This is a genomic window from Pseudomonas sp. H3_E07 (assembly GCF_054668895.1).
Genome location: NZ_CP162795.1, coordinates 1,072,670 through 1,094,298 on the forward strand (window position 1 = coordinate 1,072,670; position 21,629 = coordinate 1,094,298).

General features: G+C 60.1%; 17 protein-coding genes. 6 read left to right on the forward strand and 11 right to left on the reverse strand.

What is annotated here, in order from left to right; translation table 11 throughout:
- Positions 1–5 precede the first annotated feature (5 nt).
- Entirely contained in the window at positions 6–2,699 is a 2,694-nt protein-coding gene (locus tag AB4O08_RS04860) for a DEAD/DEAH box helicase (RefSeq protein ID WP_044286839.1), read from the forward strand.
- 49 nt (positions 2,700–2,748) lie between these two features.
- Here AB4O08_RS04860 and nagZ read toward each other — a convergent pair whose 3' ends face one another.
- Together nagZ and AB4O08_RS04870 are read right to left on the reverse strand one after the other, a co-directional pair.
- Positions 2,749–3,759 carry a beta-N-acetylhexosaminidase gene (gene nagZ / locus AB4O08_RS04865; RefSeq protein ID WP_010212060.1) on the reverse strand — a complete coding sequence of 337 codons (1,011 nt, stop codon included), beginning with the start codon at positions 3,757–3,759 and terminating at the stop codon, positions 2,749–2,751.
- 136 nt (positions 3,760–3,895) lie between these two features.
- Positions 3,896–4,603 carry a TetR/AcrR family transcriptional regulator gene (locus AB4O08_RS04870; RefSeq protein WP_010212061.1) on the reverse strand — a complete coding sequence of 236 codons (708 nt, stop codon included), beginning with the start codon at positions 4,601–4,603 and terminating at the stop codon, positions 3,896–3,898.
- 263 nt (positions 4,604–4,866) lie between these two features.
- On the opposite strand from AB4O08_RS04870, the gene lexA reads away from it, so the two are divergent.
- Together lexA and sulA are read left to right on the forward strand one after the other, a co-directional pair.
- Positions 4,867–5,475: a transcriptional repressor LexA gene (lexA, locus tag AB4O08_RS04875; RefSeq protein ID WP_003172575.1), complete on the forward strand. Its 609-nt coding sequence runs from the start codon at positions 4,867–4,869 to the stop codon at positions 5,473–5,475.
- A 10-nt stretch (positions 5,476–5,485) separates the two neighbouring features.
- On the forward strand, positions 5,486–5,959 hold the full coding sequence (gene sulA, locus AB4O08_RS04880; RefSeq protein WP_010212066.1) for an SOS-induced cell division inhibitor SulA: 474 nt from the start codon (positions 5,486–5,488) through the stop codon (positions 5,957–5,959).
- Positions 5,960–6,078: 119 nt separating this feature from the next.
- Here sulA and AB4O08_RS04885 read toward each other — a convergent pair whose 3' ends face one another.
- From AB4O08_RS04885 to AB4O08_RS04915, 7 genes are all read right to left on the reverse strand, one after another.
- Positions 6,079–6,312 carry a hypothetical protein gene (locus AB4O08_RS04885; protein WP_010212068.1) on the reverse strand — a complete coding sequence of 78 codons (234 nt, stop codon included), beginning with the start codon at positions 6,310–6,312 and terminating at the stop codon, positions 6,079–6,081.
- Positions 6,313–6,479: 167 nt separating this feature from the next.
- Positions 6,480–7,001: a DUF6586 family protein gene (locus AB4O08_RS04890; RefSeq protein WP_010212070.1), complete on the reverse strand. Its 522-nt coding sequence runs from the start codon at positions 6,999–7,001 to the stop codon at positions 6,480–6,482.
- 248 nt (positions 7,002–7,249) lie between these two features.
- Positions 7,250–9,871 carry a type I DNA topoisomerase gene (gene topA, locus AB4O08_RS04895; protein ID WP_010212072.1) on the reverse strand — a complete coding sequence of 874 codons (2,622 nt, stop codon included), beginning with the start codon at positions 9,869–9,871 and terminating at the stop codon, positions 7,250–7,252.
- Positions 9,872–9,985: 114 nt separating this feature from the next.
- On the reverse strand, positions 9,986–10,222 hold the full coding sequence (locus AB4O08_RS04900) for a DUF1653 domain-containing protein (RefSeq protein ID WP_010212074.1): 237 nt from the start codon (positions 10,220–10,222) through the stop codon (positions 9,986–9,988).
- 97 nt (positions 10,223–10,319) lie between these two features.
- Positions 10,320–11,495: an acetyl-CoA C-acyltransferase FadA gene (fadA, locus tag AB4O08_RS04905; protein WP_021490991.1), complete on the reverse strand. Its 1,176-nt coding sequence runs from the start codon at positions 11,493–11,495 to the stop codon at positions 10,320–10,322.
- 29 nt (positions 11,496–11,524) lie between these two features.
- Positions 11,525–13,672, reverse strand: coding sequence for a fatty acid oxidation complex subunit alpha FadB (gene fadB / locus AB4O08_RS04910; RefSeq protein WP_005786151.1), 2,148 nt, complete (start codon positions 13,670–13,672; stop codon positions 11,525–11,527).
- A gap of 481 nt (positions 13,673–14,153) precedes the next feature.
- Positions 14,154–14,591: a hypothetical protein gene (locus tag AB4O08_RS04915; protein ID WP_010212076.1), complete on the reverse strand. Its 438-nt coding sequence runs from the start codon at positions 14,589–14,591 to the stop codon at positions 14,154–14,156.
- Between the two features lie 105 nt (positions 14,592–14,696).
- On the opposite strand from AB4O08_RS04915, the gene AB4O08_RS04920 reads away from it, so the two are divergent.
- Positions 14,697–15,137: a universal stress protein gene (locus AB4O08_RS04920; RefSeq protein ID WP_010212077.1), complete on the forward strand. Its 441-nt coding sequence runs from the start codon at positions 14,697–14,699 to the stop codon at positions 15,135–15,137.
- An 82-nt stretch (positions 15,138–15,219) separates the two neighbouring features.
- Here the strand turns inward: AB4O08_RS04920 and AB4O08_RS04925 are convergent, their stop codons facing one another.
- Positions 15,220–17,139: an ATP-binding cassette domain-containing protein gene (locus AB4O08_RS04925; RefSeq protein WP_010212078.1), complete on the reverse strand. Its 1,920-nt coding sequence runs from the start codon at positions 17,137–17,139 to the stop codon at positions 15,220–15,222.
- 213 nt (positions 17,140–17,352) lie between these two features.
- On the opposite strand from AB4O08_RS04925, the gene AB4O08_RS04930 reads away from it, so the two are divergent.
- Entirely contained in the window at positions 17,353–19,281 is a 1,929-nt protein-coding gene (locus tag AB4O08_RS04930) for a transglycosylase SLT domain-containing protein (RefSeq protein WP_021490993.1), read from the forward strand.
- 90 nt (positions 19,282–19,371) lie between these two features.
- Here the strand turns inward: AB4O08_RS04930 and AB4O08_RS04935 are convergent, their stop codons facing one another.
- Positions 19,372–21,156 (reverse strand): ABC transporter transmembrane domain-containing protein, encoded by a 1,785-nt coding sequence (locus AB4O08_RS04935; protein WP_162098515.1) that lies wholly within the window; start codon positions 21,154–21,156, stop codon positions 19,372–19,374.
- Between the two features lie 257 nt (positions 21,157–21,413).
- Between AB4O08_RS04935 and AB4O08_RS04940 the strand changes: the two genes are divergently transcribed.
- On the forward strand, positions 21,414–21,587 hold the full coding sequence (locus AB4O08_RS04940; protein WP_010212086.1) for a PA1571 family protein: 174 nt from the start codon (positions 21,414–21,416) through the stop codon (positions 21,585–21,587).
- The last annotated feature ends 42 nt before the right edge of the window (positions 21,588–21,629 follow it).

Sequence of the window (21,629 nt, forward strand, 5' to 3'; positions counted from 1 at the left end):
GCGCCATGCCCCTGACAGCGTCGCTGACCAAACCCCTGGCCCCTTCGTGGGCCAATCGCTTTAAAGAGCAAAGCCTGGAGCGCGGGCGACGTTATGCCCTGGAGAACCGGGTGCGCATTGTCGAGTGCGGTGACAGCACCATTGTCGCCAGTTGCGAAGGCTCGGGCGGCAACGTCTACCGGCAGACCATTTCGCTGCGCGAATCGGCCAAAGGCACGCTGATCCTGGTGGACAGCCGCTGCACTTGCCCGGTGCACACCAACTGCAAACATATCGCGGCGGTGCTGCTCAAGGTCCAGGAAACCCTGGCCTACCCGGCCGCTGCACAAGATGCCGAGCTGCTGGAAAAACTCCAGGCCGTGCTGGAAAACCGGGTGGCGTTGCCGCAGGTGGTGATGGAGGATGTCGTGCCCGTGCCGCGCTTGTGGCTCGCCAGTGTCGAGTTCAGTGCCTTTGAACCGCGCAACGGCAAGATGCAGCGCTATATCCAGCATCGCGCGGCGCTGTCGTTCAACTACTTGGGCAACTATGTCAGCGGGCAGAAAAACGCCGACATCATCGTGCGCCAGGAAACCCAAAGCCTGCGCATCAAGCGGCATCCGGAGCTTGAGCAGCCGTACCGGGAACAACTGCGCCTACTGGGTTTCAAGATCGCCACGCGCCAGAGCAAGGCGCTGCCGGAAAGCGCCGGCGAGCTGTTCGAGATGGTCAATGACAGCGCCTGGCTGAACTTCACCCTCAATGCATCACCGACCTTGCGCGCCGAGGGTTGGGAGTTGCAGATCGATGAGGATTTCGGCTTCGACCTGAGCGCCGTCGATGACTGGTACGCCACCGTCGATGAAGGCCCGGAGCGCGATTGGTTCGACCTGGAGCTGGGAATTATCGTCAACGGTGAGCGGCTGAGCCTGCTGCCGATCCTGCTGAACCTGATGCGCTCCCACACCGAGATCCTCAACCCGGAAAAACTCGCACGCCGCCGCGATGATGAACTGATCCTGGTGAACATCCCCGGCCTGCCCAATGGCGGGCATGGTCCGCTGCAAGTCGCCCTGCCCTACGGTCGTCTGAAACCGGTGCTGGCTACCCTCGGCGAGTTCTACCTGCAGGACGCCGGTACCACCACACTGCGCCTGGCGAAGGCCGACGCGATTCGGTTGAACCCGCTGGAAGATCTACCGCTGCAATGGGAAGGTGGCGAGAAGATCCGCAACTTTGCCCAGCGCCTCCGAGACATCAAGGACTTCACCTGCGTGGCCCCCGAAGGGCTGAACGCGACCTTGCGTCCGTACCAGCTGGAAGGCTTGAGCTGGATGCAGTCACTGCGCCAGCTGGAGGTTGGCGGGATACTGGCGGATGACATGGGACTGGGCAAAACCCTGCAGACCCTAGCGCATATTCTCACGGAGAAAATCGCCGGGCGCCTGGATCGACCGTGCATGGTGGTAATGCCCACCAGCCTGATTCCCAACTGGCTGGATGAGGCAGCGCACTTCACACCGCAACTCAACGTGTTGGCACTGTATGGCGCAGCACGTAAGAAACATTTCGCGACCCTGCAGGACTATGACCTGCTGCTGACCACCTACGCCCTGCTGCCCAAGGACATCGAACAGCTCTCAGCCCTGCCCCTGCATGTGCTGATCCTCGATGAGGCCCAGTACATCAAGAACCCGTCCAGCAAGGCGGCCCAGGCCGCACGTGAGCTGAATGCACGACAGCGCCTGTGCCTGAGCGGCACGCCGCTGGAAAACCATTTGGGCGAACTCTGGTCGCTGTTCCACTTCCTGCTCCCAGGCTGGCTGGGCGACGTAAAAAGCTTCAACCGCGACTACCGCACGCCCATCGAAAAGCGCGCCAGCGATGTGCGATTGCAACACCTGAACGGTCGGATAAAACCCTTCCTGCTGCGCCGCACCAAAGAGCAGGTGGCAACAGAGCTGCCACCCAAGACCGAGATCATCCACTGGGTCGACCTCAATGAGGCCCAGCGCGACGTGTACGAAACCATGCGCCTGGCCATGGACAAAAAGGTGCGCGACGAGATCACTCGCAAGGGCGTGGCACGCAGCCAGATCATCATTCTTGAGGCACTGCTGAAGCTGCGCCAGGTGTGCTGCGACCTGCGCCTGGTCAACGATGCAACCCTGCCCGCCCGTGGCAGCAGCTCGGGCAAGCTTGATAGCTTGATGGAAATGCTTGCGGAGCTGTTTGAGGAAGGCCGGCGGATCCTGCTGTTTTCCCAGTTCACCTCGATGTTGAGCCTGATCGAAGTCGAGCTGAAAAAACGTGGCGTGGCCTACGCACTGCTCACCGGCCAGACAAGGGATCGACGCACACCGGTGAAGGATTTCCAGAGCGGCAAGCTACAGATTTTTCTGATCAGCTTGAAGGCCGGGGGCGTCGGCCTGAACTTGACCGAAGCCGATACGGTGATCCACTACGATCCTTGGTGGAACCCGGCCACGGAAAACCAGGCCACCGACCGCGCCTATCGCATCGGTCAGGAGAAGCCGGTGTTCGTCTACAAGATGATTGCCCGAGGCACGGTGGAGGAGAAAATCCAACACCTGCAGAAGGAGAAATCCGACCTGGCAGCGGGCGTACTGGACGGGCGCACCACCGGGGACTGGCAACTGGGCAATGAGGACATTGAAGCGTTGTTTGCGCCATTGCCGCACAAGCAAGAGAAGCGTTGACGGTTAGACCGCTATCGCAGGCAAGCCTGCGATAGCCGCGACGCGGTGTTCAGCCGATCAACTGAGCATCCCGCAACGCGGTAAGCGCCGCCAACCAGCGCGGGTCCTGCTTGTAGTCCGTCGACGCAATCGCCTGGCCGCGCATGCGTGCGATTCGAGCTGATGGCTTGACCTTCATGCGCTGGGCGGCGGTCAGCGCCAGCTCAGCAGCCGCGCGATCATTGCATACCAACCCCATGTCGCAACCTGCCGACAGCGCCGCTTCGATGCGACTGGCGGCATCGCCCACCACATGGGCACCGGCCATGGACAGGTCATCGCTGAAAATCACCCCATCGAACTGCAATTCGCCGCGCAGGATGTCCTGCAACCAGCGGCGTGAGAACCCGGCTGGCTGGGCATCGACTTGCGGGTAGATGACGTGGGCCGGCATCACCGCCGCCAATTGCTTGCTCAAGCGCGCGAAAGGCACCAGATCATGCGCACGAATCTGCTCAAGACTGCGTTCATCATTGGGAATGGCAACGTGGGAATCGGCCTCGGCCCAACCGTGACCAGGAAAATGCTTGCCGGTGGCCGCCATGCCGGCACTGTTCATGCCACGGATAAAGGCACCGGCCAGCACGGCGGCGCGCACGGGGTCGCCTTCGAAGGAGCGGGTGCCGACCACGGCGCTGCGTTGGTAGTCCAGGTCCAGCACCGGGGCGAAGCTCAGGTCCAAGCCAACGGCCAACACTTCAGTCGCCATAATCCAGCCGCACTGTTCGGCCAGGTATTCGGCGTTGGGGTTATCCGCCAAGGCACGCATGGCCGGCAAGCGCACAAACCCCTGACGCAGACGCTGTACGCGGCCGCCTTCCTGGTCGACGGCCAACAGCAGGTCCGGACGCACGGCACGAATCGCCGCACTCAACGCCCGCACCTGACGCGGATGCTCGATGTTGCGCGCAAAGATAATCAGGCCACCCACTTCAGGCTGGCGCAGCAGGTGGCGGTCCTCGGCCGTGAGCCAGGTGCCGGCAACGTCGACCATCAAAGAACCTTGCAGGGCAGCAGTCATAAACCTTCCTTAAATAACGCACACAACCCGTTGCCCTCACCAGGCACGGTGAGCACAACGGGTTGCGAGTAAATAGCTGAATTCGGCATGGGCCGCTAGCTTAGCGGATGCAAGCGGCCGCGCCCACCCGGCGCGGTCAAACCTTGGCGGGTGTTGGCACGGACTTGCTGCGTGGACGCAATTGGGCGGCGGCCATGGCGGCATCGGTCACACCGGTTTCGGCGCGCATGCCAGCGGCCAGGAACGGCACCATCAGGCGCATGACCTGTTCAATGGAGGTGTTGACGCCGAAATCAGTCTCGGCAATCGCCCGCAACGCCTTGATCCCGGACATGCTGAACGCGGCGGCACCGAGCATGAAGTGCACGCGCCAGAACAGTTCAATCGGTGGAATACGCGGAGCGGCTTCGTTGACCAGCAACATGTAGCGACGAAATACCTTGCCGTACATGTCTTCCAGATAACGCCGCAGGTGCCCCTGGCTCTGGCTGAACGCCAGGCCCAGCAGGCGCATGAAGATCGACAAATCGTTGCCGCTCCTGGGCTGAACCACCAGGGCCTGCTCAACGAGGATTTCCAGCAATTCTTCCAGGGTCGGCTTGTGGTCAGCCTTGGCCTGGCGACGCTCAAGCTCACGGTCAAGGCTGGTGCAGAACGGCCCCAGGAAGCGCGAAAACACCGCCTGGATCAGGGCCTTTTTCGAACCGAAATGGTAGTTCACAGCAGCGAGGTTGACCCCAGCCTTGCTGGTGATCAGCCGCAACGACGTTTCAGCAAATCCTTTTTCCGCAAACAATTGCTCGGCAGCATCGAGAATGCGTTCAACGGTTTCCGACTGGGCCATGGCTACTCCGCCTGACAAACACTTGTTTGAAACATACGTTTCAGGTTGTGTCTTGTCAAGCCTGCGGGTTCGCTTTCCGGCCGGGCAGTCATGTATTTCATCGCTATTTAATCACATCCTTACGCCTCTGTAGGCAGCGCTATCTCTGGCGTGTGGGAAGCCTGCACGATGACCGTCCAGCGGCGCACTCGAAAAGGAGGATTGCCAAGCGCAGTCCACTGTATATAATCCCAGTCACTGTATAAAAAAACAGAGCGATCAACATGCTAAAACTGACGCCACGCCAAGCTGAGATTCTGGCTTTTATCAAGCGCTGCCTCGATGACAACGGCTACCCGCCGACGCGAGCGGAAATTGCGCTGGAACTGGGGTTCAAGTCCCCCAATGCCGCCGAAGAACACCTCAAGGCCCTCGCTCGCAAAGGCGCGATCGAAATGACCCCCGGTGCCTCGCGCGGTATCCGCATCCCTGGCTTCGAAGCCAAGGCCGACGAATCGACCCTGCCGATCATCGGTCGCGTCGCTGCCGGTGCGCCGATCCTGGCGCAGCAGCACGTCGAGGAATCCTGCAACATCAACCCGACCTTCTTCCATCCGCGCGCCGACTACCTCTTGCGGGTCCATGGCATGAGCATGAAGGACGTGGGCATCTTCGATGGCGACCTGCTGGCCGTCCACACCACCCGCGAAGCCCGTAATGGCCAGATCGTCGTCGCCCGTATCGGCGATGAAGTCACCGTCAAACGCTTCAAGCGCGAAGGCAGCAAGGTCTGGCTCCTGGCCGAGAACCCTGAGTTCGCCCCGATTGAAGTGAACCTGAAAGATCAGGACCTGGTGATCGAAGGCTTGAGCGTCGGCGTCATTCGCCGCTAAAGGAGGCATCATGCAGCTCGTCCACACCCCACAACACACACAACTGTCGCTGTTCGAGGCCTTCATGGCCCAACCCCTTGCGCCCATTCTCAAGGAAACGGTCGAAGCGCCCTGGAGCGCCGAGCCTGAGGCGTTCAGTGAATTGTCGTTGCGCGGTGCAGCGGGGAGCTGCCTGAGCCTGCTGGCGCCGATCCTACGCGAATTGAGCGAAGAGCAGGACGCGCGCTGGCTGACGCTGATCGCCCCACCCGCCAGCCTGACCCAAGCCTGGCTACGGGACGCCGGCCTCAACCGCGAGCGCATCCTGCTGCTGCAACCGCGCGGCGCGCAAAGTGCGCAGCAATTGACCTGCGAAGCCCTGCGTCTGGGCCGCAGCCATACGGTGGTGAGCTGGTTGAATCCACTGAGTGTCAGTGCCAAGCAACAACTGATCAGTGCCGCGCGCACGGGCGATGCTCAGAGCTTGAATATTCGATTGGGATAAGTACTGAGCGGCCAAAGCCCCGTGGGCAGTCCCGCACTCCACGAACGTCCGTGGTGAGCGGGATTCTGCAGTGAGCCAGCTTGCCCGCTCACCACAGCACGTCCTCTTCTCACTGGAACTCAGTGAAGAACGCGCGGCCCGTCTTCTTTCTCCGGCTCGCCTTCTGCCAGGCGACCTGCCATCTGCACGCCCACGCTCAACATGGCTTTAGCCACTTCCACGTGCTGGCCCTGCAGGAACACTTTGGCGTCCTCGGAAAAATCCAGAATGACCAGAGAACCCTCGTCCTCAGCCCGACGCAGCTCGATTCGGCCGTCAGGCAACTCAACAATTTCCAGAAAGGACGTCGGCATAAAAGTCTGTTCTCCACGAAAGGCCGGGATTATATCAGTCATCCGCTGCGTTTCGCTGAGGATCTGGCCAGGTTTCGTTGCGGCTTGATGAATGGTGCCAGGATGACCCGGTTCACATGTGGGAGCGAGCTCCCACAGATTGATCGGTGTAAGTCAGTGACGCCGCCTCAGCACTCGTTGAGGCCTTCGCGAAAGCGCAGCGCCATCTTTTTCAGTGCCTGGCGCCAGCTTTCCAGCTCTTCCCGGCTCAACGGCTTGGGCTCATCCTCTTCAACCGCAACCGCCACGATCAACGGTTGAGTCACATCGCCCTTGGGCACATGGGGAATACGCGGCGGTTGGAACATATCGGCATGCGCCTTGAGCAGGCGTGCGACCCAGCTGTCGGGGCTTTGGGCCATCTCAACCAGCTCAGCCAGCTCAGGAATCGCCATCGAGTCCAGCACTTCGCGGTTCATGATCATCTCTGCACGAGGCGAACCCGCCTGGGGCAAACGGTAGAACCCGGCGATTTCATGGCACAGACCCAGCAAGGCACCGTACAGGTGGAACAATGCTGCTTCACGCCCCGCCTGGACCAGCGCGATGGCGTTCATCTCTTTCCCTTCCTCGGCGCGACCAAGGGCTTCCAGGGATAAACCCGCGAAGTAAATTTTCTGGTTGGTACGGGTATAGAGTTCGTTGGCCATAACGGCAATCTCCACAACGAATAAGCGTGATGCTGGCTGAACAGTGTCACGGATCAGCCGAGCCTACTGCAAGTGCAATAAACCGCTGCTTATGGGGGTCAAAACTCGACGTTCAGATCCAGACTGATCCAAATGTGGGAGGGGGCTTGCCCCCCGATTGCGGCGCATCAGTCATACACATGTCGACTGATATACCGCTATCGGGGGCAAGCCCCCTCCCACATTGGATCTTCAGCGCATCCGACGGGTCAAGCGCCCTGGCGCTTGTCCTCGACCTTCCACTTGCCGCCGTCGTAGAACGCTTTCCAGCCAGTAGGCTTGCCGTCCACTTCGGTCTGCACGTACTGCTCCTTGGTCTTGCGGCTGTAACGGATCACGGCTGGGCGACCATCCGGATCCTTCTTCGGCGCTTCACACAGGAAGTGGTACTTCGGATCGATCTCGTCCTTGTGCGGCACGATCTCCAGCACCAGCGGTGCACGGGTCTCGCGGTTTTTCGGGAACTGGCTGGCAGCCAGGAACAGCCCCGAAGCGCCGTCACGCAGGATGTAGGTGTCGTTGACCTTCTCACACTTGAGTTCAGGCATCTTCACCGGGTCCATCTTCGGCGGCGCCGCGTCACCGCTTTTCAGCAGTTTGCGGGTGTTCTTGCACGTCGGGTTGGTGCAGCCGAAGAACTTGCCGAAACGGCCAGTCTTGAGCTGCATCTCGCTGCCACACTTGTCGCATTCCAGGCTCGGACCTTCGTAGCCTTTGATGCGATAGGTGCCCTCTTCAATCTCGTAGCCGTTGCAATCCGGGTTGTTACCGCAGATATGCAGCTTATGCTTTTCATCCAGCAGGTAGGCGTCCATCGCCGTGCTGCAGATTGGGCAACGGTGCTTGCCACGCAGTACCAGCGACTCGGATTCCCCCTCGTCATCGGCAGCGATTTCGTCACCCGGCACCAGGTTGACGGTGGCCTTGCAGCGCTCTTTCGGCGGCAGGCTGTAGCCCGAGCAACCGAGGAACACGCCGGTGGACGCCGTACGAATCTGCATCGGGCGGCCGCAGGTCTGGCACGGGATGTCAGTCATCACCGGCTGATTGGCGCGCATACCGCTTTCAGGGCTTTCAGCTACTTCGAGTTTTTTCTTGAAGTCGCCGTAGAACTCGTCCAGCACGTTTTTCCAGTCGCGTTCGCCCTGGGCCACGTCATCGAGGTTCTCTTCCATGCCGGCGGTGAAGCCGTAGTCCATCAGGTTGGAGAAGCTTTCCGACAGGCGTTCGGTGACGATGTCGCCCATCTTTTCCGAATAGAAACGACGGTTGTGCAGCGCAACGTAGCCACGGTCCTGAATGGTGGAGATGATCGCCGCGTAGGTCGAAGGACGACCGATACCGCGTTTTTCCATCTCTTTCACCAGGCTGGCTTCCGAATAACGCGCCGGCGGCTTGGTGAAGTGCTGGGACGGGTCGAGCGTGATCAGCTTCAGCGTATCGCCCTGGGCCATGTCCGGCAGCACATCGTCATCGCCAGGCTTGGCAATTTGCGGCATCACACGGGTATAGCCGTCGAACTTGAGGATACGGCCCTTGGCACGCAGCTCGAAGTCAGAAGCCGCCACCGTGACGGTGGTGGACAGGTATTGCGCCGGCAGCATCTGGCAGGCCAGGAACTGGCGCCAGATCAGCTCGTAGAGGCGCTCAGCGTCGCGCTCCATGCCGCTCAGCTTGGCAGGCGTGGTATTGGCGTCGGAAGGACGGATCGCTTCGTGAGCCTCTTGTGCGCCTTCCTTGCTGCTGTAGACGTTCGGTTTCTCGGGCAGGTACTTCTTGCCGAACTCTTCTTCAATATAAGTACGCGCCATCGCGACCGCGTCCACCGACAGGTTGGTGGAGTCGGTACGCATGTAAGTGATGTAGCCGGCTTCGTACAAGCGCTGGGCCATCATCATGGTTTTCTTCACCCCAAAGCCCAGGCGGTTGCTCGCGGCCTGTTGCAGGGTGGAGGTGATGAACGGTGCCGATGGCTTGCTGCTGGTCGGCTTGTCCTCACGCTTGACGATGCTGTAACTGGAAGACTTGAGCTTTTCCAGCGCCGCCATGGCCTGGGCTTCGTTCAGCGGCTTGAAGGCCTCGCCTTTCTCGCGGGCCACTTCAAAGCGCACGTTGGCGCCCTTGGCAGTGCCCAGATCGGCGTGGACTTCCCAGTACTCTTCGGGGATGAACGCACGGATTTCGCGCTCACGCTCCACCACCAGCTTCACCGCAACCGATTGCACACGGCCGGCGGACAGCCCACGGGCGATCTTGGCCCACAGCAGTGGCGAGACCATGTAACCCACGACGCGGTCGAGGAAACGACGGGCCTGTTGGGCGTTGACGCGGTCGATGTCCAGTTCGCCGGGTTTGGAGAAGGCCTCTTGGATGGCCTTCTTGGTGATTTCGTTGAACACCACACGCTTGTAGCGGCTGTCGTCGCCGCCGATGGCTTCCCGCAGGTGCCAGGCAATGGCTTCCCCTTCGCGGTCCAAGTCCGTTGCGAGATAGATGGTGTCGGCATCCTTGGCGAGCCGGCGCAGCTCTTCGATGACCTTTTCCTTGCCTGGAAGGATTTCGTACTTGGCCTTCCAGCCATGATCCGGGTCCACACCCATGCGCGAGACCAGCTGCTTGCGCGCTTTCTCTTTAGGGGTGAGCACCGGACCTTCGCCCGCAGCCGCCTTGCCGCGCTTGGCGGCTGGCTCCTTACTGGCGCTAGCCGAACCGCTGGTGGGCAGGTCTCGGATATGGCCGATACTCGACTTCACCACGTACTCGTTGCCCAAGTACTTGTTGATGGTCTTGGCCTTAGCCGGGGATTCCACAATGACCAGCGATTTGCCCATGGATCGGAAAATTCCTGAATTCGAGAAGTGAAAGGCAGTTGGCGCCTGTCGCGGCAACGCTATATATAGTGGCAACAAGGTGAGGTCAAGCGCAGCATTCTGCGCGACCCGCCGTTATTGCCCTGAAAAAAGACTGGGTTCGGCCTGGACCAAAGCAAAGCGCGGGACCTGCTCGCCGTCAACTTCGACGGTCTCCAGGAACATGCTCAAAGGACGCACCCAAAAGCCGTAATCGCCATACAGTGCTTGGTAGAACACCACTTCTTCTTCGGTCTCGGAGTGGCGCGCCACACTGAAAACACGGTACTGCGGACCTTTATAATGCTGGTAGAGCCCTGGTTCGACTTTCATGCTCTGGCCCTCTTACAAAATTTGTTAAAAAAAAAATACAAAACCACCCAAAAACAAAAACCGGGGCACTGGGCCCCGGCTTCCGTCAACCCAACGCTTAGACGCGTTCGAAGACGGTGGAAATGCCTTGGCCGAGACCAATGCACATGGTGGCTACCCCGAGGTTGCCGCCATTTTGCTTCATCACGTTAAGCAAAGTGCCGGAGATACGTGCACCGGAGCAACCAAATGGGTGGCCCAGGGCAATCGCGCCGCCGTGCAGGTTAACCTTCTCATTCATCTTGTCGAGTACTTTCAAATCTTTCAGCACCGGCAGGGCCTGTGCGGCGAAAGCTTCGTTGAGCTCGAAGAAGTCGATGTCGTTGATGGTCAGGCCCGCGCGCTTCAAGGCTTTTTGTGTGGCCGGTACTGGACCATAGCCCATGATTGCCGGGTCCACACCCGCCACGGCCATCGAACGGATCACGGCCAGCGGTTGGATACCCAAGTCCTGGGCACGCTGCGCCGACATCACGATCATGCACGAAGCACCGTCGGTGATTTGCGACGAAGTACCGGCTGTCACGGTGCCGCCCTTTGGATTGAACGCTGGCTTGAGGGCCGCCAGGCTTTCCAGGGTGGTATCCGGACGAATGGTTTCGTCGTAGTCGAACAGTTTCAGGAAACCGTTCTCGTCATAACCGTTCATCGGGATGATTTCATCCTTGAACTTGCCTTCCAGGGTCGCCTTGTGGGCGAGCTGGTGGGAACGCAAGCCGAACGCGTCCTGGGCTTCGCGGGTAATGCCGTGCATTTTGCCAAGCATTTCCGCGGTAAGGCCCATCATGCCCGAGGCTTTCGCCGCGTACAGCGACATGTGCGGGTTAGGATCGACGCCGTGCATCATGCTGACGTGGCCCATGTGCTCCACACCACCTACCACGAACACATCACCGTTGCCGGTCATGATCGCCTGGGCGGCGGTGTGCAGCGCGCTCATCGACGAACCGCACAGACGGCTCACGGTCTGGCCCGCGGCAGTGTGCGGGATCTGGGTCATCAGCGACGCCATGCGCGCGATGTTCCAGCCCTGCTCCAGGGTCTGGTTGACGCAGCCCCAGATCACGTCCTCGACTTCGTTCGGGTCGACCTTGGTGTTGCGCTCCAGCACTTTGCTGATCAAGTGTGCCGACATGTCTTCGGCACGGGTGTTGCGGTGCATGCCGCCCTTGGAGCGGCCCATCGGTGTGCGACCGAAGTCGACAATCACCACGTCTCTTGGATTCAAGCTCATAAATATTCTCGCTCTAGTCGTCTGGGCGCTTAACCGAAGAAGCTCTGGCCGTTCTTGGCCATTTCACGCAGCTTCGCGGTCGGGTGGTACAGCGGGCCCAAATCAGCGTATTTGTCAGCCAGGGCAACGAACTCAGCCACACCGATCGAGTCGATGTAACGCAGTGCACCACCACGGAATGGAGGGAAACCAATACCGTACACCAGGCCCATATCGGCTTCGGCGGCGGTCTCGACGATGCCGTCTTCCAGGCAACGCACGGTTTCCAGGCACAGGGCGATCATCATCCAGTTGATGATGTCCTCGTCGGACACCTCACGCTGTTCGTAGATGACCGGAGCGAGCACTTCGTGCACCGACGGATCGGCCACTTTCTTCTGCTTGCCCTTCTTGTCAGCCTCGTAGGCGTAGAAGCCCTTGCCGTTCTTCTGGCCCAGGCGCTTGGCCTCGTACAGCGCGTCGATCGCCGAGCGGCGGTCGTCTTTCATACGATCCGGGAAGCCTTCAGCCATGACGTCGCGACCGTGGTGGCCGGTGTCGATGCCGACCACGTCCATCAGGTACGCCGGGCCCATTGGCCAGCCGAATTTTTCCATGACTTTGTCGATGCGCACGAAGTCCACACCAGCGCTGACCAGCTTGGCGAAACCGCCGAAGTACGGGAACAGCACGCGATTGACCAGGAAGCCCGGGCAGTCATTGACCACGATCGGGTTCTTGCCCATTTTCTTGGCGTAGGCAACGGTGGTGGCAACGGCCAGCTCGCTGGACTTCTCGCCACGGATCACTTCCACCAGCGGCATCATGTGCACCGGGTTGAAGAAGTGCATGCCGACGAAGTTTTCCGGACGCTTGAGGGCCTTGGCCAGCAGCGAGATGGAAATGGTCGAGGTGTTGGAAGCCAGGATGGTGTCGTCTTTGACCTGGGCTTCCACTTCAGCCAGTACGGCTTGCTTGACCTTAGGGTTCTCGACAACCGCTTCGACCACCAGGTCGACATGACCGAAATCGCCGTAGGACAGCGTAGGACGAATGCCGTTGAGCACTTCAGCCATTTTCGCGGCGGTCATGCGACCTTTGTCCACGCGACCGACCAGCAGCTTGGCGGCTTCCGCCAGGCCTTGCTCGATCCCGTGCTCGTTGATGTCTTTCATCAGGATCGGCGTGCCTTTGGACGCCGACTGGTAAGCGATACCGCCGCCCATGATACCGGCGCCGAGTACGGCAGCCTGTTTCACGTCCTTGGCGATTTCGTCGTAGGCCTTGGCCTTTTTCTTCAGTTCCTGATCGTTCAGGAACAGGCCGATCAGGCTCTGGGCTGCAGAGGTTTTCGCCAGTTTGACGAAGCCAGCCGCTTCCACTTCCAGGGCTTTGTCGCGACCGAAGTTCGCGGCTTTCTGGATGGTCTTGATCGCTTCAACCGGCGCCGGGTAGTTCGGGCCGGCCTGTCCAGCCACGAAACCTTTGGCGGTTTCGAACGACATCATTTGTTCGATGGCGTTGAGCTTGAGTTTTTCCAGCTTCGGCTGACGCTTGGCCTTGTAGTCAAATTCGCCGCTGATGGCGCCCTTGATCAGGTTCAGTGCGGCTTCGGCCAGTTTATCCGGGGCAACTACAGCGTCGACAGCACCGACTTTCAGGGCGTCTTCAGCCTTGTTTTCCTTACCGGCGGCGATCCATTCGATAGCGTTGTCGGCACCGATCAGGCGCGGCAGGCGTACGGTGCCGCCGAAACCTGGGTAGATGCCCAGTTTGACTTCAGGCAGGCCGATCTTGGCAGTGGCCGACATGACGCGGAAGTCCGCCGCCAGGCACATTTCCAGGCCACCGCCCAACGCGATGCCGTTGATCGCGGCGACGGTCGGTACGTTGAGGTCTTCAAAATCGCTGAAGATCTTGTTGGCTTCGAGGTTGCCAGCCACCAGCTCGGCATCGGGCAGCTTGAAGTTGTCGACGAATTCGGTGATGTCAGCGCCGACGATGAACACGTCCTTGCCGCTGGAGACGATCACGCCCTTGACCGAAGCATCAGCTTTGATGGTGTCTACGGCCTGACGCAATTCATTCAGGGTTAGACGGTTGAACTTGTTGACGGACTCACCCTTGAGGTCGAATTTCAGTTCGACGATGCCACTTTCAAGAGCCTTAACCGTGATGGCTTTACCTTCGTAAATCATCAACTGATCTCCACGATATGGAAGCTGAACAGTACACATTGGACGCTGGCCTCTGGCTGGACATTGATGAATTCGCCAATGTTCACGCCAATCCGCCAGGCACACCCGCCAATGCGATAGTCGGGATTCTGTATGAGTCGTCTGACAGACAAACGCTCAATTCATACGCCCGTTTGATTTGGGTACGCCACCTTCATCCAATTCCGGGCAATTGTCAATCGCTCGAAAGGCTAGGAAAAACGCGACTTTCCAGTCATTTCAGAACCCCGACCATAAGCCCGTGATTCGTCAATATTCAACTATTCACGAAATCAATAATAGAAAAGATCTGGGAAAAGGCTGTACAGAACGGGATATACCGCTAGGCTAGCGACAACCCTGACGCGCCTGGATGAACATCCGACGCGGGAAACACAGATTTACCGGCCTGCCTGGCCAACTCCAGCCCGATGATGATGTCGGGCTTTTTATTGCCTGGCTTTTAGGCAAGCGCCTTGAGCAACACATCGATATCTTTCAACACACTCGCCTCGCCCTTCTCGCCCCAATACAACGCAATCATCTGCTTGTCGGCCTCGACCTTGTAGACGTTGGTCGGCAGCTTTGCAAAATGCGGCAACAACTTCTCATCGACACACACTTCACGCCACTGATTGACCCACACACCCGGCTCCAACTGCCAGTAACTCCAGATGGCCGGCGTGCTCCCGCGCCGTGGCCGGCAGTACTGCGCACAGGGGCTCGGCGGCTCCTGCTTGAGCCAATGGGGCCACTCCTGGGGCGCCAACTGCATGGCCAGGCCGATACGGCGTGCTTCCATGCGCAGGGCCATGCGCCCGCTCTGATGGCGCGACGGGCGCAGCCATGCCAGAGGGCTCAGAACCACCACAAGGATTGACACCACTATCCAGACCGTCATATGTGTACTCCCGAATTTCTAGATGAGCGGATTTGATCTGACGCAACCCCATCCGCTTGAAAGCAGCCATACTGAACTTATTGCAGTCCCCTGGAGGAACGCCCCATGTCCTACGAACATATTCTGGTCGCTGTCGACCTGACCGAAGAGTGCGATCCAGTCATCAAGCGCGCCCGCGCCTTCGCGATCGCCAGCGGTGCCAAACTGTCGCTGGTGCATATCGTCGAACCAATGGCCATGGCCTTTGGGGGTGACGTGCCCATGGACCTTTCCCAGTTGCAGCAACAACAGTTCGATCAGGCCAAAGAGCGCCTGGACCGGTTGATTCTCAAATACCCCGAAGTGACCAAGGAAAACTCCCACCTCACTTACGGCCAACCGCGCCAGGAAATCCACCATCTGGCCAAGGAACAAAACTGCGACCTGATCGTGGTGGGCAGCCATGGCCGGCATGGCCTGGCGTTATTGCTGGGCTCCACTGCCAATGATGTATTGCATGGCGCGCCGTGTGATGTGCTGGCCGTGAAGCTGGTGAAATCCTCTTAAGCACATTTTCAACTGTATTTCATATAAAAAACCCGGTGCTCATGAAAATGAACACCGGGTTTTTTTATTACGTGCAGATCACTCAGGCATCCAGCTCGGCCCAACGCTCAACCAGCACTTCCAACTCCTGATTCAGTTTCTCCAGGGAAGCAATCACCTTGGCAGTTTCCGCCGCCGGACGCAGGTAGAAACCCGCGTCAGCCATCTCCGCTTCTACCGCGGCAATCTGCTGTTCCTTGGCGTCGATATCACCCGGCAAGGCTTCCAGCTCACGCTGCAGCTTGTAGCTGAGCTTCTTCTTGCCAACCGGCGCCGACTCCACAACCGGCGTAGCAGCCGCCACCGGCGCCACCACCGCCGAATTCAGGTCAGCTTTGCCGGACTTGCTCTCGGTCACGCCCAGCAGACGCGGCGAGCCGCCCTGACGCAGCCAGTCCTGGTAACCACCGACGTATTCACGCACCTTGCCTTCGCCTTCGAAGACCAGGGTGCTGGTGACCACGTTGTCGAGGAATGCCCGGTCGTGGCTGACCATCAGCACAGTGCCGTTGAAGGTCAGCAGCACTTCTTCCAACAGCTCGAGGGTTTCCACGTCGAGGTCGTTGGTCGGTTCGTCGAGGACCAGCAGGTTGGCCGGCTTACTGAACAGCTTGGCCAGCAGCAGGCGCGCACGCTCCCCCCCGGACAAGGCTTTCACCGGTGTACGGGCGCGCTGCGGGCTGAACAGGAAGTCACCCAAGTAGCTTAGGACGTGGCGGCTCTGGCCGTCGATATCGATGAAGTCGCGACCTTCGGCGACGTTATCGATCACGGTTTTTTCCAGGTCCAACTGGTGGCGCAACTGGTCGAAGTAAGCCACGTCGATGCGCGTACCCTCTTCCACGGTGCCGCTGGTCGGCTGCAGACCGCTGAGCATCAGCTTGAGCAAAGTGGTCTTGCCGGTGCCGTTGGCGCCCAGCAGGCCGATACGGTCGCCGCGCTGCAGGACCATGGAGAAGTCCTTGATCAGGAACGGGCCGTCCGGGTGATGGAAGCTGACGTTCTCCAGCACCATCACCTGCTTACCCGACTTGTCGGCGGTGTCCAGCTGGATATTGGCCTTGCCGGTGCGCTCGCGACGTTCGCTGCGCTCGACCCGCAGGGCTTTCAGGGCACGTACGCGACCTTCGTTACGGGTGCGGCGGGCCTTGATGCCTTGACGGATCCAGACTTCTTCCTGGGCCAGCTTCTTGTCGAACAGCGCGTTGGCGGTTTCTTCGGCGGCCAGCGCGGCTTCCTTGTGTACCAGGAAGCTGGCGTAGTCGCCGTTCCAGTCGATCAGACCACCACGGTCCAACTCAAGGATGCGGGTCGCCAGGTTCTGCAGGAAGGAACGGTCGTGCGTGATGAACAGCACAGCGCCCTGGAACTCCTTGAGGGCTTCCTCCAGCCAGGCAATCGCGCCGATGTCCAGGTGGTTGGTAGGTTCATCGAGCAGCAACAGGTCCGGCTCGGACACCAGGGCCTGGGCCAGCAGCACACGACGACGCCAGCCACCGGACAACTCGGCGAGGGTCTTGTCGGCCGGCAGTTGCAGGCGGCTCAAGGTGCTGTCGACCAGTTGCTGCAAGCGCCAGCCATCACGGGCTTCGAGGTCTTGCTGGACGTGCATCAGCTTGTTCAGGTCGTCTTCGGTGACACAGTTCTGTGCCAGGTGATGGTATTCGGCGAGCAGCGCGCCGACGCCATCGAGGCCTTCGGCAACCACGTCGAACACTGTCCGTCCGTCGGCCACCGGCAATTCTTGCGGCAATTCGCCGATCTTGAGGCCCGGCGCGCGCCATACGGAGCCGTCATCGGGCTTCTGGTCGCCTTTGACCAGCTTCATCATGCTGGATTTGCCGGTGCCGTTGCGGCCGATGATGCACACCCGCTCACCACGGGCGATCTGCCAGGACACCTTGTCCAACAACGGCATAGCGCCGAAAGCAAGGGACACATCGCTGAATTTGAGCAGGGTCATACGCTTCTCCAAAAACTGGGCGCGCATTCTACCTGAGTTAGGGGTGGGATGCGGCTGGCATTTTCGCTACCGACACGTTCTGTAGGACATTTCCAACGAACTTGAACGAACCGCCCGGCAAAGCTTTCGTCTGCGTTGGGCAAAAGGCTAAGCTAGGGGCAATCAGTGTCGGCGGTGCCGATGCTAGTCGTGATTTCTCTGCACGGACGTCTCATGCGCAGCCGCCTTTTCAACTTTTTATCTTGTCTGCTTCTTTCCGCCACCGCCGTTCAATCCGCACAGGCCGTGGACCTCACCACCCAACGTCAATATTACGATGAAGCCAAACGCGCCTTGGCCAAGGGCGATACCGGGCCTTACATGCAATACAGCCAAGCCCTGGCCGACTACCCGCTGACACCGTACCTGGCCTATGACGAACTGACGGCACGCCTGAAAACCGCGAGCAACCAGGAAATCGAGCAGTTCCTCGCCAAAAACGGCGACCTGCCCCAGGCCAATTGGATGAAGCTGCGCTGGTTGCGCTGGTTGGCCGAGCGTGGCGACTGGCAGACCTTTGAAAAGTACTACGACGCCAAGCTCAATTTCGTCGAACTCGACTGCCTGCATGGCCAGTTCCAGCTCACCCACAACCTGAAAGCGGAAGGCTACAAGACCGCCGAAAAACTGTGGATGACCGGCAAGTCCCAACCGGCGGCCTGCGATGTCACCTTCGGGCAGTGGGCGGCTGACGGCCAACTCACTGAACAGAAGATCTGGGATCGCGCCAAACTCGCCGCCGAAGCGCGCAACTACGCGCTGGCCAACAGCCTGGTGAAAACCCTGCCCACCCTCGGCGCCCAAGGCCGCTTGATGGTGGACGTGGCGCAGAAGCCCGACATGCTCAGCGACCCTTCACGCTTCCTGCCGGCTACTGAGGCCATGTCTGACGCCGTGGGCCTGGGCCTGCGCCGCCTGGCACGCCAGGATCCCGACAAGGCCATGGCCTTGCTCGACGGCTACGCCAGCAGCATGCACTTCTCCCGTGACGAAAAAGTGTCGATCGCCCGCGAAATCGGTCTCACTCTGGCCAAGCGCTATGACCCGCGCGCCCTTGAGGTGATGACCAAGTACGATCCCGAACTGCGCGACAACACCGTCTCCGAGTGGCGCCTGCGCCTGCTGCTGCGCCTGGCGCGCTGGGAAGACGCCTACCAGTTGACCCGCAAGCTTCCCCAGGACCTGGCCACCACCAACCGCTGGCGCTACTGGCAGGCCCGCAGTCTGGAATTGGCCGAGCCGAAGAACCCGCAAGCGCTGGTCCTGTACAAACACTTGGCGCAAGAACGCGATTTCTACGGGTTCCTGGCGGCGGATCGCTCCAAGGCCCCGTACCAGCTGAAGAACAAACCGCTGCTCATGAGCCAGGCACTGGTCAGCAAGGTGCGTAACACCCCGGGCGTACGTCGTGCCCTGGAGTTCTACGCACGTGGCCAGGTGGTGGATGGCCGCCGTGAGTGGTACCACGTGAGCCGTCACTTCAACCGCGACGAGATGGTTGCCCAGGCCAAGCTGGCCTACGACATGAAATGGTACTTCCCGGCGATCCGCACCATCAGCCAGGCGCAGTACTGGGATGACTTGGACATCCGCTTCCCGATGGCGCACCGCGACACCCTGGTGCGCGAAGCCAAGGTGCGCGGCCTGCACTCCAGCTGGGTGTTCGCGATTACCCGTCAGGAAAGCGCCTTCATGGATGACGCCCGCTCTGGCGTCGGCGCCAGCGGCCTGATGCAACTGATGCCCGGTACCGCCAAGGAAACCGCACGCAAGTTCAGCATCCCCCTGGCCTCCCCCGCCCAAGTGCTGGACCCGGACAAAAACATCCAGCTCGGCGCCGCCTACCTGAGCCAGGTGCACAGCCAGTTCAACGGTAACCGTGTGCTCGCCTCCGCCGCCTACAACGCCGGCCCCGGCCGCGTGCGCCAATGGCTGCGCGGCGCGGATCACCTGAGTTTTGACGTGTGGGTGGAAAGCATCCCGTTCGACGAAACCCGCCAGTATGTGCAGAACGTGCTGTCTTATTCGGTGATCTACGGCCAGAAGCTCAACTCACCACAGCCGCTGGTGGATTGGCATGAGCGGTATTTTGACGATCAGTAATAAAGGCAGCTTTAAACAGCAAGTTTGAAGCTGCGCGCCATATAAAAATGCCCGCATTTCTCAATGCGGGCATTTTTTTTGGGGTGAGATTTAGTGCGAGGCGCTTTCCTCCACCCCATCACTGAACTGCAACGCTGCCAACCGCGCATACAGCGGATTGCTCGCAATCAACTGCTGATGCGTGCCTACCGCCACCAGCTTGCCCTGGTCCATCACCGCAATGCGGTCGGCGTTCTTCACCGTGGCCAGTCGATGGGCGATCACCAGCGTGGTACGCCCTTGCATCAATTGCGGCAAGGCCTGCTGGATCAGGTGTTCGCTCTGGGCATCGAGGGCGCTGGTGGCCTCGTCCAGCAGCAGAATCGGCGCGTCCACCAGCAGCGCCCGAGCGATGGCCAAGCGTTGGCGTTGGCCGCCGGAGAGGCCCATGCCGCCATCGCCCAGGTGGGTCTGGTAGCCGTCGGGCATTTGCAGGATGAAGTCATGGGCGTGGGCAATGCGCGCGGCGGCCTCGACCTGCTCGGTGGTGGCCGTCGGGTTGCCGTAGCGGATGTTCTCTTCGACGCTGCCGAAAAACAACGCCGGGCTCTGGGACACCAAGGCGAAGTGACGGCGCAGGTCCATGGGGTCGAGTTCGGTCAGCGGGTGGCCCTCCAGCAGGATGCGGCCTTGCTGGGGGTCGTAGAAGCGCAGCAACAGATCAAAAATCGTCGATTTGCCCGCGCCGGACGGGCCGACCAGGGCCAGGGTTTCACCGGGGTTGATGGTCAGGTTCAGGCCGTCGATGGCATAGCTGTCGGGACGTGAGGGATAGGAAAACCGCAGGTCTTGCAACGCCATGCGCCCGCTGACCCGCTCCGGCAATTGGACGGTGCCGGTGGCGGGCGCCTGGATTTCGTTGCTCGACTGCAACAACTCGCCAATGCGCTCGGCGGCACCAGCGGCGCGCTGCAACTCGCCGAGCACTTCGCTCAGGGTGCCGACCGCGCTGCCGACGATCAGGCTATAGAACACAAACGCCGCCAGCTCACCGCCGGAAATGCGCCCGTTGATCACATCCATGCCACCGACCCACAGCATCACCCCGACGGCGCCGAGCACCAGCATGATCACCAGGGTAATCAACCAGGCGCGCTGGGCGATGCGTTTGCGCGCGGTGGTGAAGGCCTCTTCCACGGTCACGGCGAAACGCTGTTCGTCCTGCACCTGGTGGTTGTAGGCCTGCACGGTTTTGATCTGGCCGAGGGTCTCGGACACATAGCTGCCCACGTCGGCGATGCGGTCCTGGCTTTGGCGCGACAGGCTGCGTACACGTCGGCCGAAGATCAGGATCGGCGCCAGCACCAGTGGCAGTGCCACCACCACGATGCTGGTGAGCTTGGGGTTGGTGACAAACAGCAACACGATGCCACCGATGACCATCAAGGCATTACGCAGGAACAACGATAAAGACGAGCCGATTACCGATTGCAGCAACGTGGTGTCAGTGGTCAGCCGCGACTGGATCTCCGAACTGCGATTGTTCTCGTAAAAGCCCGGATGCAGATAAATCAGGTGGTTGAACACTTGCCGACGGATGTCCGCCACCACCCGCTCGCCGATCCACGAGACCAGGTAAAACCGCGCAAACGTACCCACTGCCAACCCCAGCACCAGCATCATGAACAGGCCGATGGACTGGTTGAGCAGGTGCGGCGACTGGGTCATGAAACCCTGGTCCACGAGCAATCGGATGCCCTGCCCCATCGACAAGGTAATACCGGCGGTGACGATAAGCGCCAACAGCGCGCCGAGCGCGTGCCAGCGGTAGGGCGCAATGAAGCGGCTGGCCAGGCGAATCGCACGGCGTTGACGGACTGAGAACATGGAGGGCATCACCTGCGCAGGGGAGATAAGTGTCTACCTCACAACATTGGGGGAACTTGGGTAAATAACAATGAGTCAGGTTAATTATGCCCGCCGATGCTGAGCCCTAGAGGCTATCGGTCTAACCCCCAGCTGGAAATTTATAGCGGTTTCTGGTGGACTGGGTGTTCGAACCGCTGACCCGACAGGGAGTTGTAACAGCCTGGTCACGCGGGCGGCTTAGAGTAATAAGCAGAGTAGGTACACACCTGATGAGGAGACAGGCCATGACCTTGCAAAATAGCAGCGATGCCAAGATTGAAGTGATCCGCCAGCCGCAGCAATTGCCTTGCTCGTATATCGACGCCCAAGGCCGCGAAGTGCAGATTACCGAAGAGATGATCCAGCAAGCGTGCAGCGAACTGGAACAGCGACTGGTTAAGCCTGCCCGGCAAGGCTGAAGCGCCGACGCTCTTTCAAACCCGGCCCAGGTGGCCGGTTTT

What these genes read in the sequence shown, in the direction of transcription:
- AB4O08_RS04860 (WP_044286839.1), top strand. Translation starts at nt 6, where the DNA reads ATGCCCCTGACAGCGTCGCTGACCAAACCCCTGGCCCCTTCGTGGGCC.
- nagZ (WP_010212060.1), bottom strand. Translation starts at nt 3,759, where the DNA reads ATGACTGCTGCCCTGCAAGGTTCTTTGATGGTCGACGTTGCCGGCACC.
- AB4O08_RS04870 (WP_010212061.1), bottom strand. Translation starts at nt 4,603, where the DNA reads ATGGCCCAGTCGGAAACCGTTGAACGCATTCTCGATGCTGCCGAGCAA.
- lexA (WP_003172575.1), top strand. Translation starts at nt 4,867, where the DNA reads ATGCTAAAACTGACGCCACGCCAAGCTGAGATTCTGGCTTTTATCAAG.
- sulA (WP_010212066.1), top strand. Translation starts at nt 5,486, where the DNA reads ATGCAGCTCGTCCACACCCCACAACACACACAACTGTCGCTGTTCGAG.
- AB4O08_RS04885 (WP_010212068.1), bottom strand. Translation starts at nt 6,312, where the DNA reads ATGCCGACGTCCTTTCTGGAAATTGTTGAGTTGCCTGACGGCCGAATC.
- AB4O08_RS04890 (WP_010212070.1), bottom strand. Translation starts at nt 7,001, where the DNA reads ATGGCCAACGAACTCTATACCCGTACCAACCAGAAAATTTACTTCGCG.
- topA (WP_010212072.1), bottom strand. Translation starts at nt 9,871, where the DNA reads ATGGGCAAATCGCTGGTCATTGTGGAATCCCCGGCTAAGGCCAAGACC.
- AB4O08_RS04900 (WP_010212074.1), bottom strand. Translation starts at nt 10,222, where the DNA reads ATGAAAGTCGAACCAGGGCTCTACCAGCATTATAAAGGTCCGCAGTAC.
- fadA (WP_021490991.1), bottom strand. Translation starts at nt 11,495, where the DNA reads ATGAGCTTGAATCCAAGAGACGTGGTGATTGTCGACTTCGGTCGCACA.
- fadB (WP_005786151.1), bottom strand. Translation starts at nt 13,672, where the DNA reads ATGATTTACGAAGGTAAAGCCATCACGGTTAAGGCTCTTGAAAGTGGC.
- AB4O08_RS04915 (WP_010212076.1), bottom strand. Translation starts at nt 14,591, where the DNA reads ATGACGGTCTGGATAGTGGTGTCAATCCTTGTGGTGGTTCTGAGCCCT.
- AB4O08_RS04920 (WP_010212077.1), top strand. Translation starts at nt 14,697, where the DNA reads ATGTCCTACGAACATATTCTGGTCGCTGTCGACCTGACCGAAGAGTGC.
- AB4O08_RS04925 (WP_010212078.1), bottom strand. Translation starts at nt 17,139, where the DNA reads ATGACCCTGCTCAAATTCAGCGATGTGTCCCTTGCTTTCGGCGCTATG.
- AB4O08_RS04930 (WP_021490993.1), top strand. Translation starts at nt 17,353, where the DNA reads ATGCGCAGCCGCCTTTTCAACTTTTTATCTTGTCTGCTTCTTTCCGCC.
- AB4O08_RS04935 (WP_162098515.1), bottom strand. Translation starts at nt 21,156, where the DNA reads ATGCCCTCCATGTTCTCAGTCCGTCAACGCCGTGCGATTCGCCTGGCC.
- AB4O08_RS04940 (WP_010212086.1), top strand. Translation starts at nt 21,414, where the DNA reads ATGACCTTGCAAAATAGCAGCGATGCCAAGATTGAAGTGATCCGCCAG.